Raw genomic sequence first — 17,832 nt, 5'->3', positions numbered from 1 at the left:
TTCTTTAAACCAATTTCATTCTTTTTGGCGGATTCACCAAATCTTTGTGCTCGTATTCATCCTTGATATCGCCCACAATCTCTTCAAGGATATCCTCCATTGTAACCATACCTACCGTAGCACCTGCTTCGTTTTTCACGGTTGCAATGTGTACACGGCTTTGCTGCATCTGAATCAACACGTCTTTGATTGGAGATTTCTCGGAGAAACTCGGCGTATTATGAACAAATGTCTCCATATTGAAGGCGCGGCCCGCAGCCACACTTGTCAGCATTTCTTTCGTGTTGATGAAACCAACAAAATGATCCTGATTCCCATTTGCAATAACAGGGTATCTCGTGTATTCGTGTCGATTCAGCATCTCAATGATCTGATCAAGCGGCATTTCTTTATTCAGCGTAACAATTTTATCTCGTGGAATCATAATCTCCTGAAGTAGACGCTCATCAAAAGCAAAAATATTTTTGAGATAGTCCAGTTCCGTCTGGTTGATCTCGCCACTCTCATAGCTCTGTGCCATAATCAGCTTCAGCTCTTCTTCCGAGTGAACGGTATCATGCCCGGCAGGTTTTACACCAAATATGCCAAGCAACAGACGCGCAGCTCCATTCAATGCATAGATGAACGGATTCATGATTTTACCGAACCAGTAAAGTGGTGGTGCCAGCAACAACGTCATTCTCTCTGCAAACTGGATCGCCAGTGTTTTCGGTGCCAATTCACCGATAACCACGTGCAGGAACGTAATGATCGCCAGAGCAATACCGTAGGAAAGCACAGTAGACAACGCCGCCGGCACTTCCATGCGCTCAAACAACGGGTGTAACATTTTCTCAACGGTAGGTTCACCCAAGGCTCCCAATACCAGCGCCGTGATGGTAATCCCCAATTGACATGCAGACAGATAATAATCCAGGTTGTGCGCCACTTTTTTGGCGAGTACTGCCTTTTTGTTGCCTTCCGAGATCAATTGATCGATTCGGGACATCCGTACTTTAAGAATTGCAAATTCAGCTCCAACGAAAAAGGCTGTCAGGCCGATAAATACGGCTACTAAAAATAAATTCAAGGCTATTATTCCGTCCAATGATTTCCCTCAGGTTGAGGGATTCACCTCCAAGTAAAATTTATATTAAGGTTGCACAGACCACTCCGATGACAGAATAACCTTCCGACCGCTGTTATCCCCAGATTTTTTAGTTCCTTATATAAAAGGGGAAATCCGGGGATAAAGGCGGACGCTTCGCTTCTTCAGTCTATTCTGTCCTCTCCGTTATCGCAAAAACATTTAAATTTTTAAAAAATTTCCGCAACATCACGCCAGATCGCTAGTCGCTTCCTCAACCTGTGCGCCGTTTACCCGCTCCAGAAGAACTTGTTTGATGTGATAGTTCTCGGTATCCACGACGGTCCAGACATAATCACCGTGTTCTACCGTGTCGCCTTTTTCCACACCTACACCCTTCTGGTACTGAATCCATCCGGCCACGGTATCCATCTCTTCATTACCTTCAAAGATAAGTCCGAACTGCCGCTCCACTTCATCCAAAAGTACCCGGCCATTAATGAGATATTGATTCTCTCCAGTCTCCTGGATATCGGCCACCTCATCGGCATCGAATTCATCACGAATCTCACCGACCAGCTCCTCCAGGATATCCTCCATCGTAATGATTCCCGAAGTACCGCCGTATTCATCCACGACCACGGCCATGTGTACACGTTCCTGCTGCATTTTAATCATCGCATCCTGGATAGATGTAACTTCGGACACGAATGGGATCTCACGAACGAACTCGCTTAGTTGATACGATCTTGCGGCAACCATGTCTGGCAAAATCTTTTTCACATTCACAACGCCGATAATGCGGTCCTTGTCCCCATCCTCGATGACAGGGTAACGTGAATAGTTATGTTCATCCAATATAGGAATAATATCGTCATAGGTCATATCCTGATTTAATGTCACCAGTTCTGTACGTGGTACCATAATGTCTTTGGCATCACGTTCGTCGAACACAAATACATTTTCCAGATATGAAAGCTTGGTCTTGTTATTCTCGTCACCTTCATAACTCTGGTTCATAATGATTTTAATCTCGTCCTCCGAGTAGGCTTGATCATGTTTGGCAGGCTTTACACCGAATCCTCGCAGAAGAACACGTGAGGTTCCATTAAGCGCCCAGATGAACGGATACATGATTTTACCAAACCAATACAGGGATGGGGAGAGCATCAACGTCAGTTTTTCCGAAAACTGAATCGCCAGCGTTTTGGGTGCCATCTCACCAATAACCACGTGCAAGAACGTAACGAGGATAAAGGCGATTGCATAGGAAGCAATCGACGAGATTGAAGGTGATACGTTCAGGTAATCGAATACCGGGTATAACAATCTCTCAACCGTCGGTTTTCCGAGCGCTCCCAGTCCTAGTGCAGTGACCGTAATACCGAGCTGACAGGCTGACAGATAATAATCCAGGTCTGAGACAACTTTTTTGGCTAGTACAGCCTTTTTATTGCCTTCAGCGACCAGTTGATCCACTCTTGATGTACGAATTTTGACTACAGCAAACTCCGATGCTACGAAAAATGCAGTCAATGCAATCAAGATAATAAGTAAAGCGATATTCAATATGGTAATTATGTCCAATGATTTCCCCGGTTCTCAGGGATTCACCTCCAGAGATAGTTACAGTGTGATCCGTTAACTAGGTTAACCATTCATCAACTGTTATTCTTTCAACACGACGTCTGCCTTATATAAAATCGATTTCAATGATATCTTTTGTATAAGTCTTACGTTTGACCTTGTAAAATTACAAAACAGGAATTCAAGATGAAGTCAATGACTTGCAGAAACTTCTTCATTCAAATCGGGTTACCCCTCATGCTGTCAATTGTTCCTCGCTCAACTCCACCTAGATTCGCCATTTGGACAATTTACAATATCGCCTACCCAATAGATATCCACCTCCCCTCATACTCATTCCTGTTTCCGAAAAGTATACCATGTTTCCCGCTCAACCATCCAGTTGCACGTTATGGTTTGGAACAAGGTTACAGTATAATGTTCACAAATTAGTCTTTATGTATGTTACGTACTTTCTATAATATGATGGTTATCACCTCATAATGTGATAATCTTCACATGTTTAGTATAGTCCAATTTATAAAAATACTACCCTTTAGTTTAGGGCATTAAACATGCGTGATCATGCTGATCTGCTCCTAGTTTGCGTCTTTCCCATGGCTTTCTCGTACGGACAAGTTCGGTCGTTTACAAAAGATACATCTATATACGCAAAAAAGAGCCCGCAGGATGCAAATACCTTTCCGGTATACATCATTACGGGCTCTTGTATTCATTCTATACGAGTGCTTTGGCAGCAATGTCTGTCCGCTGATGTTTACCATCAAATCGGATACGCTCCGCCTGTGCATAGGCTTTGTTTCTGGCTTCGGCAATATCCGCACCAAGGCCAACTACGCCCAGGATTCGTCCACCATTCGTAACCCAGTCTCCTGCTTCACTGCGTGCTGTACCTGCGTGGAATACTACGGCATCATCTACTTGGTCCAATCCTTCAATGACTACACCTTTGGCATAAGGACCAGGATAACCTCCTGAAGCGAGCACTACACATACTGCGGCTTCATCGCTCCATTCAATCTCAATGTCAGCCAGTTTGCCATGAACAGTTGCCCAGAAGATATCGAACAAGTCACTCTTCAGACGCGGCAGTACAACCTGTGTTTCCGGATCACCAAAACGTGCGTTGAACTCAATCGTTTTGGGTTTGCCATCCGGCGAGATCATCAGCCCGGCAAACAATACTCCCTGGAACGGACGTCCCTCGGACACCATTGCTTTGGCCGTTGGTTTGATAATCGTCTCCACGGCTTCTTCAATAATGGATGCAGGGATATGTGGCAATGGTGAGTATGTACCCATACCGCCTGTGTTTGGCCCCTGATCATTGTCGAATACAGGTTTGTGATCCTGTGCTGCGGCCATCGGACGAACCGTCTCTCCATCGACAAAGGCCAGAATGGACATTTCCTGCCCTGCGAGGAATTCCTCAATGATGACTTTGGCTCCCGCTTCACCAAATACCTTCTCCACCATGATACTGCGAAGTGCCTGATCAGCCTCTTCACGCGAATAAGCTACCGTCACACCTTTGCCCGCTGCCAGTCCATCTGCCTTGATAACAACCGGAATTGCTTGTTCATTCAGGTATGCTTGAGCCTGTTCGTAACTATGGAATTTCTCATAGGCTGCGGTTGGAATATTGTATTTGTGCAGCAGATCCTTCATGAACGTTTTACTTCCTTCGATCTCTGCTGCATTGCGACGAGGTCCGAATACCGGAATACCTGTCGAATCAAATGCATCCACGATCCCATCCGCGAGCGGATCATCCGGACCAATAACCACTAAACCCACTTTAAGCTCTACAGCAAGAGCTGTTAATTTATCGAATTCATTTACCGCAATGGCATGACACTCAGCCAACTGAGCAATGCCTGCATTTCCCGGTGCACAGTGAATCTTGTCTACCTTTGGACTCTTCGCCAGTGCCCAGATAATTGCATGCTCCCGGCCACCGCCGCCTACTACCAGAATATCCATTCGCTCTGTTCCCCTCCGTGCATAACTGAATTTGTTAGGCTATTGCGTGTCAAAAACCTAAAAAAGAGGGGGTGTACCATAAGTCATTAACATGACAGGCGACACCCCTTATTAAACCTTTTTCGTTCTAGTGTTTGAAGTGACGAACGCCTGTGAAGACCATGGCAATTCCGTATTCATTTGCTACTTTGATGGATTCTTCGTCTTTGATCGAACCGCCAGGTTGAATCACTGCTGTAATTCCGGCTTTTGCTGCCAGTTCCAGCGTATCACCCATTGGGAAGAACGCATCGGAGGCCAGAATAGCACCTTTTGCTTGCTCACCAGCTTGCTCAATCGCAATTTTGGCTGCACCCACACGATTCATTTGTCCAGCGCCTACACCTACCGTCATGTCATTCGCAGCAAGTACAATCGCGTTGGATTTCACGTGTTTAACTACTTTCCAGCCAAACAACAGCTGTTTCAGTTCTTCTTCCGATGGCGCACGATCCGTTACCACGTTCAGCTCGCTCGCTTCAATGGAATGCACATCCGACTGTTGCACGATCATGCCGCCGTCGATGGACGTTACCACGAATTGGCTTTCCCGTTTACGAGCAGCATTCAACTCACCCGTTTTGAGCAAACGAATGTTTTTCTTCTTCGTCAGGATATCGAGAGCCTCTTGCGTAAAATCAGGAGCAAGTACGATTTCCAGGAAAATCTCGCTCAATTTACCTGCTGTATCGCTGTCGATAATGCGATTCGCTGCCACAATGCCACCAAAGATAGACGTTGGATCTGCAGCATATGCTTTGCTGTAAGCTTCATAGATACTTACGCCAATACCCACGCCACATGGGTTCATATGTTTAACCGCGACAACGGCCGGTTCTTCAAACTCTTTCACAATCTGCAATGCTGCGTTCGCATCGTTGATGTTATTGTAAGACAACTCTTTGCCATGCAATTGCTCGGCTGTTGTCAGCGTATCTTGAGCAGCCAGTGGTTTGCGGTAGAATGCCGCTTGCTGGTGTGGATTTTCGCCGTAACGCAAATCCTGGAGTTTTTCGTAAGTAACCGTCAGACGCTCTGGCAACGGGTCACCGTTCAGGTTGGAGAGATAGTCAGAAATAACTGCATCGTAAGCCGCTGTATGGCGGAACACTTTTGCCGCAAGCCGTTTGCGTGTTTCGAGAGTCGTATCTCCATTGCTGCGAACTTCTTCAAGCACCTTGCCATAATCTGCTGTGTCAACAACGACACTAACAAAGGCATGGTTTTTGGCAGCAGAACGAAGCATCGTAGGACCACCGATATCAATGTTCTCAATCGCGTCTTCGTACGTCACATCCGGTTTGGCGATGGTATCTTGGAAGGGGTACAGGTTTACGACAACGAGGTCGATATAATCCAGTCCGTTCTCTTCCATCTGGCGCTTATGCTCTTCGCTGTCACGAACAGCCAGCAATCCACCATGAACTGCCGGATGCAAAGTTTTGACACGTCCGTCCATGATTTCCGGGAACCCGGTCACATCCGAAATCCCGATGACAGGTACGCCTTCCTTCGACAACAGGCTGCTTGTACCTCCTGTCGAAATAATCTCCACACCCATTTGCGACAGCTCGCGGCAAAAGTCCACGATGCCTGTTTTATCCCATACGCTGACCAGCGCTCTTTTGATACTCACAATATGCTCCTCCTTTAATGTCCCATGGCTTCGCGTTTCCTGACGAAACACAGCCGATTTATTTCCCGAGAAATATCACAAAATGCGTACCAATATTCGACTTATGTTATATAAGTGGAACTAAGATGTTTACACGGGACACTCCGATGACAGAACAACCTTCTAATCGCTGTTATCCCCAGATTTTTTGATTCCCTTTTCTTAAAGGGAAAATCCGGTGATAAAGGCGAACGCTTTGCTTTTTCAGGTTTTTTCTGTCCTCTCCGTTAATGTGTAAAAAATTTCAACTTATATCAAACCGTTTTCTGTACTGTGACCTGACGTCCGTCTAATTGAACCAGACCTTGCGCGAACCAGGATACCACTTCAGGGTAAAGCTGCTGTTCGGCAGCATGGATGGAACGGCTGATTGATTCAGCAGTATCCTCTGGCAAAATAGGAACGGGATGCTGGGCAATAATCGGCCCTGTATCCATGCCACCGTCCACAAAGTGCACGGTCACACCCGTAACTTTCACGCCGTATTCGAGAGCCTGTCCAATCGCGTCCTTACCTGCAAATGCCGGTAGCAAGGACGGATGAATATTAATCAACCGCCCAGCGTAACGATCCACCACAACAGAAGTCAGCAATCTCATGTATCCCGCAAGAACAACCAAGTCGATCTTTTTGGATTCAAGCACTTCCACGATCTCTGCCTCATAGGCTTCACGGGAAGCATAATTTTTCGGAGTAAACAGATGACAATCCACGCCTGCGTCCTGTGCCCGCTGCACAACGCGTGCAGACGGTTTATCACATACAAGCAGATCTACGGATGCATCCAGCCCACCGTTTCGTACTGCATCGACCAATGACTGAAAGTTGGATCCTTCACCCGAGGCAAATACAGCTATGCGGTAGTTCGCCATTAAACATCCGCTCCCGTGAAGGTTACTCGCGCATCTCCTTCGGTAACACGGCCAATGATGTACGCTTCTTCACCAGATGCTTTCAGTTGTTGCAGCGCTTCCGTTGCATCTGCTTCATTAACGACCAGTACAAGCCCAACACCCATGTTAAATGTGGTGAACATGTCACGGTTCGAGACAGCGCCCTTTTCCTGTAACAGGTTGAAGATCGGCAGGATCGGCCAAGATCCGTAGTCAATATCCACATTCACGTTGCTTGGCAACATACGTGGGATATTCTCGATGAAGCCACCACCTGTAATGTGTGCCATACCTTTTACTTTTACTTTTTCCAGCAGGGACAACAGCGGTTTAACATAGATCTTCGTAGGTTCCAGCAGAGAATCACCTAGTTTACCGCCCAGTTCCGCTACTTCATCATGCAGATCAAGTCCCGCATCTTCCAACAAAAGTCTGCGTACCAGCGAAAATCCATTACTATGCACACCGCTGGAGGCAAGTCCGATCACTGTATCGCCAGGTGCGATGGTTGTACCGTTGATGATCTTCGCTTTGTCCACGATGCCTACCGTGAATCCGGCAATATCGTATTCGCCTTCACTGTACATACCTGGCATTTCCGCCGTCTCGCCACCAATCAGCGCACAACCAGACTGATGACAGCCTTCAGCGATGCCCGCAACAATAGCTTCGATCTTCTCAGGAATGACTTTGTCACATGCCAGATAGTCAAGGAAGAAGAGTGGTTCTGCACCCTGTACCACAATGTCGTTCACACACATCGCTACCGCGTCGATTCCGATGGTATCGTGACGGTCCATGGCAAATGCAATTTTCAGCTTGGTGCCTACGCCGTCTGTACCGGATACAAGCACCGGCTCATCGTATTTATCTTTGTTCAAACCGAACAGTGCACCGAATCCACCCAGATCCGTCATCACTTCCGGACGGAAGGTACGCTTCACGTGTTTTTTCATCCGTTCAACCGCTTCATTACCTGCCGCGATATCGACGCCGGCCTTTTTATATGCTTCAGACAAGTGGAATCATCTCCTTTTTTTTCGCCCCACCTAAATCCTCCCGCCCGGGAGGACCCCATAGGACCTTGGCAGGCCCTCTGGACACCCGCCAAAAAAAGCGGTGCAGAGGTGGCTGGTGTGATCTTGCTATGGTTGATTCGTGCGTGATCTCGCGGGATTGTTCGCCGATTCCGTTGGCTGCAAGCCATCGGTCAGCGAACCCCGCTCAGCTACGCTGCGGGGCAAGCCCGCTGGGCAGCTGCTTCGCCTGGCTGCCCTAGCCCCTGTTGCTCTGCAAGGCGGGGCTTAAGGGCGCGGGCTAGACCCGGGGGCAGCTGCTTCACTCGGCTGCCTAGCCCCTGTTGCTCCGCAAAGCGGGGCTTAAGGGCGCGGGCTAGGCCCGGTGGCAGCTGGCTTCGCTTGGCTGCCCTGGCCCCTGTTACTCCGTAAGGCGGGGCTGAGGGCTCGGGCTACGCCCGGGGCGGCAAGATACATTTGTCTTGCCACATAACAGCTAGCAACTGCAGCCGAATTTTTCTTCGCCACCAAAGTCGAGGCGGGTTGGGTAATCATTATCAAAACATGCGAGGCAAAGCCCGCCTTTGGGATCATTCTGATTATCTCCCTGAATCGATGCAATCAGTCCATCCGGACTGAGGAACGACAGGGAATCCGCATTAATCTCACGGCAAATTTCTTCCACCGACAACTGTGAAGCAATTAATTCACGGCTATCCGGGGTATCAATGCCATAGAAACACGGGTTTTTGAACGGTGGTGATGTAATGCGCACATGGACTTCGGTAGCTCCTGCATCACGCAGCATGTTCACGATCCGCCGGGAAGTTGTTCCCCGTACAATGGAATCGTCAATCATAACCACACGTTTGCCTTCCACAACACGACGCACAGCGCTCAGCTTCATCTTCACGCCCTGCTCCCGCAATTCCTGGCTTGGCTGGATAAACGTACGGCCGGTGTATTTATTCTTGATCATACCCATCTCATACGGAATACCTGTCTGTTCAGCGTATCCAATTGCTGCCGAGATGCTGGAATCTGGTACCCCCGTAACCAAGTCCGCATCCACAAATGACTCAATGGCCATCCGGCTTCCCATCCGTTTACGGGCCGCATGCTGGTTCGCACCATTCATGTCACTATCCGGACGAGCAAAATAAATATATTCCATTGCACATAATGCCTTGCGGTGTTTGTGATGATCAAAGCGATCCTCGTGCAGACCATCTGCATCCAGCACAAGCAATTCACCCGGCTCGATATCACGAATCAACTCTGCGCCGATCGTTTCGAGTGCACACGTCTCGGATGCAAACAGATATGCATCCCCTAGCTTGCCCATCGTGAGCGGACGAAGTCCGTGTGGATCGGAAGCCACGAGCAACTTGTCATTGGTCATGATCAGAAATGCATAACCGCCAACAATGCGCTGGAATGCCTCTTTTGCCGCTTCCACAAGCCCTTTGGAGGATCGTGCAATCAGATGCGCAATAACCTCGGTATCACTCGTTGTTTGGAAAATGGAACCGCTCTGCTCCAGCTCGCGCCGGATCGTTGGTGCATTCACAATGTTACCGTTGGTTGCTACTGCCAAATCGCCATCACGGTATTTGAATACCAATGGTTGTGCGTTCGTCAGTTTGCTGTCACCACTTGTTGAATACCGGACATGTCCAATAGAAATATCCCCGGTCAACGTCTGCATCAGGTCTTTGGTGAATACTTCCTTCACCAGACCCATACCGCGATGATAGTTAAACTGGGTGCCATCACTCACACACATGCCTGCACTTTCTTCGCCCCGATGTTGCAGCGCATGCAGTCCATAATAGGAGAGCGAAGCCGCGTCAGGGTGTCTGAACACCCCGAACACGCCGCATTCTTCCTTCAATTTATCGAGTCCTTCCTTGCCGGACCCTTCATTATAATAATCGCCTGTCCACAACGGTCCTGTCGTCAGTTCATGAGACATGGAATCGCATCCTCCCAGACCTGAGCCAAACCTCCTACAGGTTCGCTCACGGCTGATGTTCCGTTCAGTTCAATCGTCAGGTTACTTCCTTCCACACGTCCAATCACAGCTACAGGTACACCGCGCTCACGTACAAATGCTTCAAGCTTACCCGCTTGCTCTGGCGTAGCCGACAACAAGATACGTGATTGGCTCTCACTGAACAAAGCGTGATCTGCACGCAGTGCAGTCTCCACATTCACCTGTGCTCCTACGTTACCGCTGATACAAGACTCTGCGAGTGCAACAGCCAAGCCGCCTTCAGACAAGTCATGTGCCGAGCGAACAAGACCGGATTGTATTGCTTCCAGCACTGTGCTGAGCAGCGCTTTTTCCGTTTGCAAATTCAGTTCTGGTGGACGACCTTCCGTCTGACCATGAACCGCGTATTGCAGCTCGCTGCCACCCAGTTCAGCTTTCGTTTCACCGAGGAGGATGATAACATCACCTTCGGATTTGAATGCTTGTGTCGTGATATGATCCGTATCATGAACGAGACCTACCATACCGACAACTGGCGTTGGATAGATGGAGCCTTTGGCGTTTTCGTTATACAGACTTACGTTACCACCGATGACCGGCGTATCCAGCACACGACAAGCTTCTGCCATACCGTCTACCGCTTTCTCCATTTGCCAGAAAATATCCGGCTTCTCCGGATTACCGAAGTTCAGGTTATCCGTAATCGCCAGCGGCTCAGCACCAGAACATACAATGTTACGCGCTGCTTCACTTACGGCAATCCGTCCGCCAACCTCAGGATCAAGGTACACATAGCGTCCATTACAGTCCGTTGTCATCGCGAGACCTTTGCGTGTGCCACGGATCGTGACTACGGCTGCATCCGACCCTGGACGAACGGCAGTGCTTGTACGCACCATGTAGTCGTATTGATCATAAATCCATTTTTTACTTGCTACTGTTGGTGAAGCCAGCACTTGTTTCAGTGCTCCGCCCAGATCCGACACTTCGTCGTAACGAAGCGTGTCGATGGAAGCACTTTGCTCGTAGTATGCAGGTACCGAAGAAGGTTTGTCATACACTGGACATTCATCAACCAAAGCCGTTACCGGCATATCTCCGACCACTTCGCCGTGGTGGATCAATTTCAAACGACCATCATCCGTCACTTTACCGACTTTGGCACAGATTACGCCCCAACGTTCAAAGATTTCCATCGCCTGCGCCTCATCCTTCGGCTCAACGACGAACAACATCCGTTCCTGGGACTCGGACAACATCATCTCGTAAGGTGTCATGCCTTCTTCACGCTGTGGCACCTGATCCAGATACAATTCCAGACCGTTACCCGCTTTACTTGCCATCTCTGCACTTGAACATGTCAGACCAGCAGCACCCATATCCTGAATTCCGAGCACGATGCCAGTGTCGATCAATTCCAGACAGGATTCCATCACCAGTTTCTCCATAAACGGGTCACCAACCTGAACGGCTGTCCGTTGGGACTCGGATTCTTCCGTCAATTCAACCGATGCAAAGGTTGCTCCATGAATACCATCACGGCCTGTTGGCGGCCCAACATAATAAACAGGGTTACCTACACCTTTAGCTACGCCGCGCTGGATCTTGTCATGATCAATCAGACCCACACACATGGCGTTAACCAGCGGATTGCCTTCATAGCTCTCATCAAACATCACTTCGCCACCAACGGTAGGAATACCGATACAGTTACCGTATCCGGCAATACCCGATACAACATGCTCGAACAAATATTTAACGCGATCGCTCTCCAGCTTGCCGAAACGAAGGGAGTTCAGTATTGCTACCGGTCTTGCACCCATGGAGAAAATATCACGGATAATGCCGCCCACACCTGTTGCCGCACCTTGATAAGGCTCAACTGCGGAAGGATGGTTATGGCTTTCAATTTTGAATACCACGGCCTGGTTATCACCGATATCCACGATACCGGCACCTTCACCAGGTCCCATCAGGACACGTGGTCCAGACGTTGGGAAACGGCGCAGCAATGGCTTGGAGTTTTTATAAGCACAGTGCTCGGACCACATTACACTGAACACACCAATTTCCGTGTAGTTTGGCTTGCGCCCCATGAACTCACAGATCAGCGCATACTCGCTGTCAGATACGCCCATTTGTGCGTAAAGTTTATGTTCTGCGACCTGTTCTGCTGTCGGTTCCTTAGCGGATAGCTGCTGCGTCATGCCGATCCCTCCATGCTTTCAAAATAGATGTAAACATACGTTTGCCGTCTTCCGAACCTAGCAGTGAGTCCACTGCACGCTCTGGATGCGGCATCATGCCGACCACGTTGCCACCCTCGTTACAGACTCCCGCAATATCACCCAGGGAACCGTTCGGGTTGTTGCCATACGTAAATACGATCTGGTTGTTCGCTTGCAGACTCGCGAGCGTCTCCTCGTCGCAATAATAGTTGCCTTCGCCGTGAGCAATCGGGATGATAATCTCTTCGCCAGGTGCATAGTCACGTGTAAATGGCGTATCTGCATTCGCCACTTTCAATACTGTATCGTGACAACGGAATTTCAGGGAAGTGTTGCGGATCAATGCACCTGGAAGCAATCCCGCTTCGGTCAGGATCTGGAATCCGTTGCAAATACCCAAAATATATTTACCTTGTTCAGCAGCTTTCGCTACCTCGTTCATTACCGGTGCAAAGCGGGAAATCGCTCCGCAGCGCAGGTAGTCACCATAAGAGAAACCACCCGGAACCAAAATACAATCATAAGCCGATAGATCTGTAGCCGTGTGCCATACATAATCAACCTCTTGCCCAATGGCATCTTCCACTGCCTTGTAACAGTCGATGTCGCAGTTGGAGCCAGGGAACACAAGAACTGCAAATTTCATGAGATTAACCCTCCAATTCGTAGCGGTAATCTTCAACAACGGTGTTGGCCAGCAGCTTTTCACACATGACTTTCAATCGTTTCTCCGCTTCCGCACGATCTGTTGTATCCAGGTTCAATTCCATGACTTTACCGATCCGTACACTTTCCACTTCGTTGAATCCCATGGAATGCAGGGCTCCTTGAACAGCTACGCCTTGCGGGTCGAGTACGCTTTGCTTAATAGTGACATATACGGTTGCTTTGATCATGATCCTTATGTTCCTCCTCAGTAATGAACGGGATAAATGCTTTATGCTGTTAAAAATGGGGTGTGGAGCTTGCTCCGGGGCGGATTGTTCTTTCCGGTCACTTGTTGTCCCCAGGTTTTTTGATTGTTTTGAACCGCTGTGCGGTCAAAACCCGGGGACAAAGGCGAACGCTATCGCTCCTTTAAGAACAATTCCGCCCCTCCGCTAGTCCTTGCGACGTTTTTTTAAAGGCCTAAACCTTTACGTTGCACGGTGGGTAATGGTCTAGACTAACCATTACATGAAAACAATTAAATTTATTGTGCCGTTAAACGGTTATAAATATCGACATATCTTGCGGTTGTTGCTTCAACTACCTCTTGTGGGAGTGGATCGGGTTTGCTGTTCTTGTCCCAATCGGTTCCGGCGAGATAGGTGCGCACTGGCTCTTTATCCATGCTGTCGATCTCGATGTCGAGTTCGTAATTCTCTTTGGCCCAGAAGCGTGAAGCGTCTGGAGTGAAGATTTCGTCAATTAGGATGACCTTGCCATCCACAATGCCGAACTCGAATTTGCAATCTGCCAGAATGATGCCACGCTGATCACAGTAATCACGGGCGAATTCGTACAGGCGCAAGCTTTTTTCCTGAAGCTCAATTGCGAGTGCGTCTCCCACCAGTTCTTTCATGCGATCCATTGGGATGTCTTCATCGTGACCAACATCGTTTTTGGCTGCCGGGGTGAAAATGGGAACTTCGAGCTTGGCGTTTTTGCGAAGTCCATCAGGCAACTTGATCCCGTTCACTTCTCCGCTTGTCTCATATTGTCTCCATCCACCACCCGTGATGTATCCACGTACAACACACTCAATATCAATGCGTTCTGCTTTGCGGGTTACCATGATGCGGTCTTTGAGCAATTCAGGGTCTGTGATGAGATCACCCAGTTGATTCACATCGGTATGAACGACGTGATTCTCCATCATGTCACCTGTCAGTTCAAACCAGAAGCTGCTGAGTTTATTCAGTACGTTTCCTTTCTCGGGAACTGCCGGGTCCAGCACATAATCAAATGCCGAGATACGGTCCGTAACCACGATTAGAAAATGTTCACCCAGATCGTACAATTCACGTACTTTTCCTTTATATAACAGAGGTGCTTTAACGAGATCTGCCGCAGTGGACAGTGCCATGGGCTCACCTTCTTTCAGGAGATGTAAAGTATACGTCCAATTCCCCTCTTCACGCGGGGCCACTACGAATGCAGAACAACCTTCCGATCGCTGTTATCCCCAGATTTTTTGATTCCACTTTTGCAAAGTGAAAATCCGGGGATAAAGGCGAGCGCTTTGCTTCTTCAGGTTTTTTCTGCCTTCTCCGTTCCAGCGTGAACACATAATCAACCTATACTTTTAGGGAATAGAATAATTCAAAGCCTTAATATATTAGTCGTTCAAACCGAGCTTTTTGAAGATGGTGTCTACGTGCTTCAGGTGCCATGACGGGTTGAATGCATCTGCGATTTCCTCTTCGTTCAGTACTTCCGTGATTTCCGGTGTGGATTTCACGATATCCTGGAACTGACGTTGCTCTTCCCATGCTTGCATCGCACGTGGTTGAACGGTATCGTACGCTTGCTCGCGGCTGAAACCTTTGTCAATCAGCTTTGTCATGATGCGACCGGAGAATGGTACTCCGTAGGTGCGCTCCATGTTGCGTTTCATGTTCTCAGGGAACACTGTCAGGTTCTTCACGATGTTACCAAAACGGTTCAGCATGTAGTTCAGCAGCATCGTTGCATCCGGCAGAATGATACGTTCTACGGAAGAGTGCGAGATGTCGCGCTCATGCCAGAGCGTTACGTTCTCGTATGCCGATACCATATGTCCGCGAATGACGCGGGACAGACCGGAAATGTTTTCACTACCGATTGGGTTACGCTTGTGCGGCATTGCGGAAGATCCTTTTTGACCTTTTGCAAAAGCTTCTTCCACTTCACGGAATTCACTCTTCTGTAGTGCACGTACCTCTGTAGCAAACTTGTCCAGGGACGTTGCGATCAACGCCAGTGTAGCCATATATTCTGCGTGACGGTCACGTTGCAATGTTTGAGTCGAGATCGGCGCAGGTTTCGTGCCCAGCTTCTCGCAGACAAACTCTTCGACAAACGGATCGATGTTCGCGTACGTTCCTACTGCGCCTGAGATTTTGCCGTATTGTACATTGTCTGCTGCATGACGGAAACGCTCCAGGTTCCGTTTCATCTCTTCATGCCACAACGCCATTTTCAGTCCAAAAGTCGTTGGCTCTGCATGTACCCCGTGCGTACGTCCCATCATTGGTGTGTGCTGATAAGCCAGTGCTTTTTCGCGAAGAATTTCAATGAAATTCACGATATCCTTTTCCAGAATCTCATTCGCTTGACGCAATACATATCCCAGAGCCGTATCCACGACATCTGTGGAAGTCAGTCCGTAGTGCACCCATTTCCGCTCCGCACCCAGACTCTCAGATACTGTACGTGTAAATGCGATAACGTCATGACGTGTTTCCTGTTCAATCTCATAGATGCGGTCGATGTCAAAAGATGCATTCTGACGAAGCAATGCTGCTTCTTCTTTAGGGATAACACCCAGTTCAGCCCACGCCTCACATGCACAAATTTCAACTTCCAGCCATGATTGGAATTTGTTCTCTTCTGTCCAGATGGCTCTCATTTCGGGTCTGCTATAACGTTCAATCATGAATTTGTATTCCTCCAGAGATTAGTTTGTTCAATCCATTGCAATCCTTCTTCAACATCTTGACAAAGCAGATTCACATGCCCCATCTTCCGTCCTGTTTTCGCTTCACTTTTACCATATATATGAAGCTTGGGAATCACACCGAGTTCTATCGCTTCCGCATCAGGTTGCCCTGTTCTTGCGATAATGCCTTCCAGATGCTCTCCAAGCACATTGACCATAACAACCGGACTCAATAACGAAGTGTCCCCAAGTGGTAACCCGCAGATGGCACGGATATGTTGTTCGAACTGAGAAGTCGCACAAGCTTCCATCGTATAGTGACCAGAATTATGCGGTCTTGGTGCCAGTTCGTTGACGTACAGTCTTCCATCCGCCGCTACAAACAGTTCCACAGCCAGCAATCCAACAGCTTTCATCGATTCTGCCACCGCTGCTGCCAGCTTTTGAGCTTCAATCTGGATGTCTGCAGCAACTCTAGCCGGTACGATTGACGCATGCAAAATGTTGTTCACATGAATATTCTCCGCTGGTGGGAACGTCTTGATCTCCCCATTTGTACTACGCGCTACAACGACAGATATCTCGCATTCGAACTTAATGAATTGTTCCAGCACCAGTTCCGCACCTGTAGTTGCAAGTTCTTCGTATGCGGCAACAGCCTGACTTGATTCCCGGATTACCCGTTGGCCTTTGCCATCATAGCCTCCAGTCACCGTCTTCAGTACGCAGGGCACTCCAAGTTCGCTTACAGCAGCAAGCATTGTATCCGCACTTGTGATTTCCCGATAAGGCGCGACCCTCACTCCGGCGGCTTCGATCGCACGTTTTTCACGCAACCGATGTTGTGTGGTGTACAGTAGCGCACTTCCTTGCGGAACGTAAGACTCACGCTCGAGCAGCCCAGCGACTTCTGCATCCACATTTTCGAATTCATACGTAATGACATCGCATTGCCGAGCGAGTTCGAGTGCAGCTTTGGCATCATCATATCCAGCTTCAATCTGACGAGCAACTTGTCCACAAGGTGCATCCGCAGCGGGATCAAGAGTAACGAATCGATACCCCATTGCCGTTCCTGCCAGCGTCATCATACGTCCGAGCTGTCCGCCTCCAAGAATGCCGATGGTTGTTTTCCCGGGCAGCAGGACATTTTTCAGCTCTCCTGCCGCACCCGACTGTAAACCTTCTCTAGTCATAGTTCTTCACTGCTTTCGAGTACTTCTTGTTTGATGCGCTCTCTTCGAGCTTCAGAGCGACGTTGGACATCCGGGTCAAATGCACCGATCATCTGAGCAGCGAGCAGCCCTGCATTGGTAGCCCCCGCCTTACCGATTGCAACGGTTGCAACGGGAATTCCGCCAGGCATCTGAACAATGGACAACAAGGAATCGAGACCATTCAATGCTTTGGATTGAACCGGAACGCCAATGACTGGGAGCATCGTTTTGGCTGCAACCATACCAGGTAGATGTGCCGCCCCGCCTGCGCCTGCAATGATCACCTTGAATCCTCGATCAATCGCCTGCTCTGCGTATTCGAACATCAAATCCGGTGTACGATGGGCTGAGACAACCTTTTTCTCATAACCAATCTCCAGTTCATCCAGAACCTCGCACGCATGCTTCATCGTTTCCCAATCCGACTTACTGCCCATAATTACAGCGACTTGCAGTGACATGAATACATCCAACTCCCGTCTGAGCTTTTTTGATTACACTTGCTAATAA

Annotated in this window: 14 protein-coding genes; all 14 read right to left on the bottom strand. The window is 48.6% G+C overall.

Annotated elements, in window-relative coordinates:
- Positions 1-4: 4 nt before the first annotated feature.
- Positions 5-1,087: a hemolysin family protein gene (locus MKX75_RS03685; RefSeq protein WP_145152915.1), complete on the bottom strand. Its 1,083-nt coding sequence runs from the start codon at positions 1,085-1,087 to the stop codon at positions 5-7.
- Between the two features lie 228 nt (positions 1,088-1,315).
- Complete coding sequence (locus MKX75_RS03680; RefSeq protein ID WP_062836216.1) at positions 1,316-2,653, bottom strand: hemolysin family protein; 1,338 nt, start codon at positions 2,651-2,653, stop codon at positions 1,316-1,318.
- 717 nt (positions 2,654-3,370) lie between these two features.
- Positions 3,371-4,636, bottom strand: coding sequence for a phosphoribosylamine--glycine ligase (gene purD / locus MKX75_RS03675; RefSeq protein WP_339168447.1), 1,266 nt, complete (start codon positions 4,634-4,636; stop codon positions 3,371-3,373).
- Between the two features lie 127 nt (positions 4,637-4,763).
- Positions 4,764-6,311 (bottom strand): bifunctional phosphoribosylaminoimidazolecarboxamide formyltransferase/IMP cyclohydrolase, encoded by a 1,548-nt coding sequence (gene purH, locus MKX75_RS03670; RefSeq protein WP_076333433.1) that lies wholly within the window; start codon positions 6,309-6,311, stop codon positions 4,764-4,766.
- Positions 6,312-6,604: 293 nt separating this feature from the next.
- On the bottom strand, positions 6,605-7,222 hold the full coding sequence (purN, locus tag MKX75_RS03665; protein ID WP_076333434.1) for a phosphoribosylglycinamide formyltransferase: 618 nt from the start codon (positions 7,220-7,222) through the stop codon (positions 6,605-6,607).
- Complete coding sequence (gene purM / locus MKX75_RS03660) at positions 7,222-8,262, bottom strand: phosphoribosylformylglycinamidine cyclo-ligase (protein WP_076329579.1); 1,041 nt, start codon at positions 8,260-8,262, stop codon at positions 7,222-7,224. The genes purN and purM overlap by 1 nt, the downstream gene beginning before the upstream one ends.
- A 493-nt stretch (positions 8,263-8,755) precedes the next feature.
- Positions 8,756-10,234, bottom strand: a complete 1,479-nt coding sequence (purF, locus tag MKX75_RS03655; protein WP_339168446.1) for an amidophosphoribosyltransferase — start codon at positions 10,232-10,234, stop codon at positions 8,756-8,758.
- The gene (gene purL, locus MKX75_RS03650; RefSeq protein ID WP_076333435.1) at positions 10,219-12,462 is read right to left on the bottom strand and encodes a phosphoribosylformylglycinamidine synthase subunit PurL; all 2,244 of its coding nucleotides are present in this window, start codon (positions 12,460-12,462) and stop codon (positions 10,219-10,221) included. The genes purF and purL overlap by 16 nt, the downstream gene beginning before the upstream one ends.
- Positions 12,440-13,129 (bottom strand): phosphoribosylformylglycinamidine synthase subunit PurQ, encoded by a 690-nt coding sequence (gene purQ, locus MKX75_RS03645; RefSeq protein ID WP_062836209.1) that lies wholly within the window; start codon positions 13,127-13,129, stop codon positions 12,440-12,442. Before purQ ends, purL begins: the two co-directional genes overlap by 23 nt.
- A 4-nt stretch (positions 13,130-13,133) precedes the next feature.
- Entirely contained in the window at positions 13,134-13,379 is a 246-nt protein-coding gene (purS, locus tag MKX75_RS03640) for a phosphoribosylformylglycinamidine synthase subunit PurS (protein WP_017690695.1), read from the bottom strand.
- Between the two features lie 296 nt (positions 13,380-13,675).
- Positions 13,676-14,551 (bottom strand): phosphoribosylaminoimidazolesuccinocarboxamide synthase, encoded by an 876-nt coding sequence (locus MKX75_RS03635; RefSeq protein WP_339168444.1) that lies wholly within the window; start codon positions 14,549-14,551, stop codon positions 13,676-13,678.
- Between the two features lie 252 nt (positions 14,552-14,803).
- The gene (gene purB, locus MKX75_RS03630; protein WP_047840491.1) at positions 14,804-16,102 is read right to left on the bottom strand and encodes an adenylosuccinate lyase; all 1,299 of its coding nucleotides are present in this window, start codon (positions 16,100-16,102) and stop codon (positions 14,804-14,806) included.
- Entirely contained in the window at positions 16,099-17,301 is a 1,203-nt protein-coding gene (gene purK, locus MKX75_RS03625) for a 5-(carboxyamino)imidazole ribonucleotide synthase (RefSeq protein WP_076333437.1), read from the bottom strand. Before purK ends, purB begins: the two co-directional genes overlap by 4 nt.
- On the bottom strand, positions 17,298-17,783 hold the full coding sequence (gene purE / locus MKX75_RS03620; RefSeq protein ID WP_017690699.1) for a 5-(carboxyamino)imidazole ribonucleotide mutase: 486 nt from the start codon (positions 17,781-17,783) through the stop codon (positions 17,298-17,300). The genes purK and purE overlap by 4 nt, the downstream gene beginning before the upstream one ends.
- Positions 17,784-17,832 lie beyond the last annotated feature (49 nt).

Source organism: Paenibacillus sp. FSL R5-0341 (assembly GCF_037975235.1).
Taxonomy (GTDB): Bacteria; Bacillota; Bacilli; order Paenibacillales; family Paenibacillaceae; genus Paenibacillus; species Paenibacillus amylolyticus_A.
This window is presented reverse-complemented; position numbering and strand designations above follow the sequence as displayed.

Coding starts and splice junctions, on each gene's coding strand:
- purQ (WP_062836209.1), bottom strand. CDS start 13,129: ATGAAATTTGCAGTTCTTGTGTTCCCTGGCTCCAACTGCGACATCGAC.
- MKX75_RS03635 (WP_339168444.1), bottom strand. CDS start 14,551: ATGGCACTGTCCACTGCGGCAGATCTCGTTAAAGCACCTCTGTTATAT.
- purN (WP_076333434.1), bottom strand. CDS start 7,222: ATGGCGAACTACCGCATAGCTGTATTTGCCTCGGGTGAAGGATCCAAC.
- purB (WP_047840491.1), bottom strand. CDS start 16,102: ATGATTGAACGTTATAGCAGACCCGAAATGAGAGCCATCTGGACAGAA.
- purF (WP_339168446.1), bottom strand. CDS start 10,234: ATGTCTCATGAACTGACGACAGGACCGTTGTGGACAGGCGATTATTAT.
- purE (WP_017690699.1), bottom strand. CDS start 17,783: ATGTCACTGCAAGTCGCTGTAATTATGGGCAGTAAGTCGGATTGGGAA.
- purS (WP_017690695.1), bottom strand. CDS start 13,379: ATGATCAAAGCAACCGTATATGTCACTATTAAGCAAAGCGTACTCGAC.
- purK (WP_076333437.1), bottom strand. CDS start 17,301: ATGACTAGAGAAGGTTTACAGTCGGGTGCGGCAGGAGAGCTGAAAAAT.
- purD (WP_339168447.1), bottom strand. CDS start 4,636: ATGGATATTCTGGTAGTAGGCGGCGGTGGCCGGGAGCATGCAATTATC.
- purL (WP_076333435.1), bottom strand. CDS start 12,462: ATGACGCAGCAGCTATCCGCTAAGGAACCGACAGCAGAACAGGTCGCA.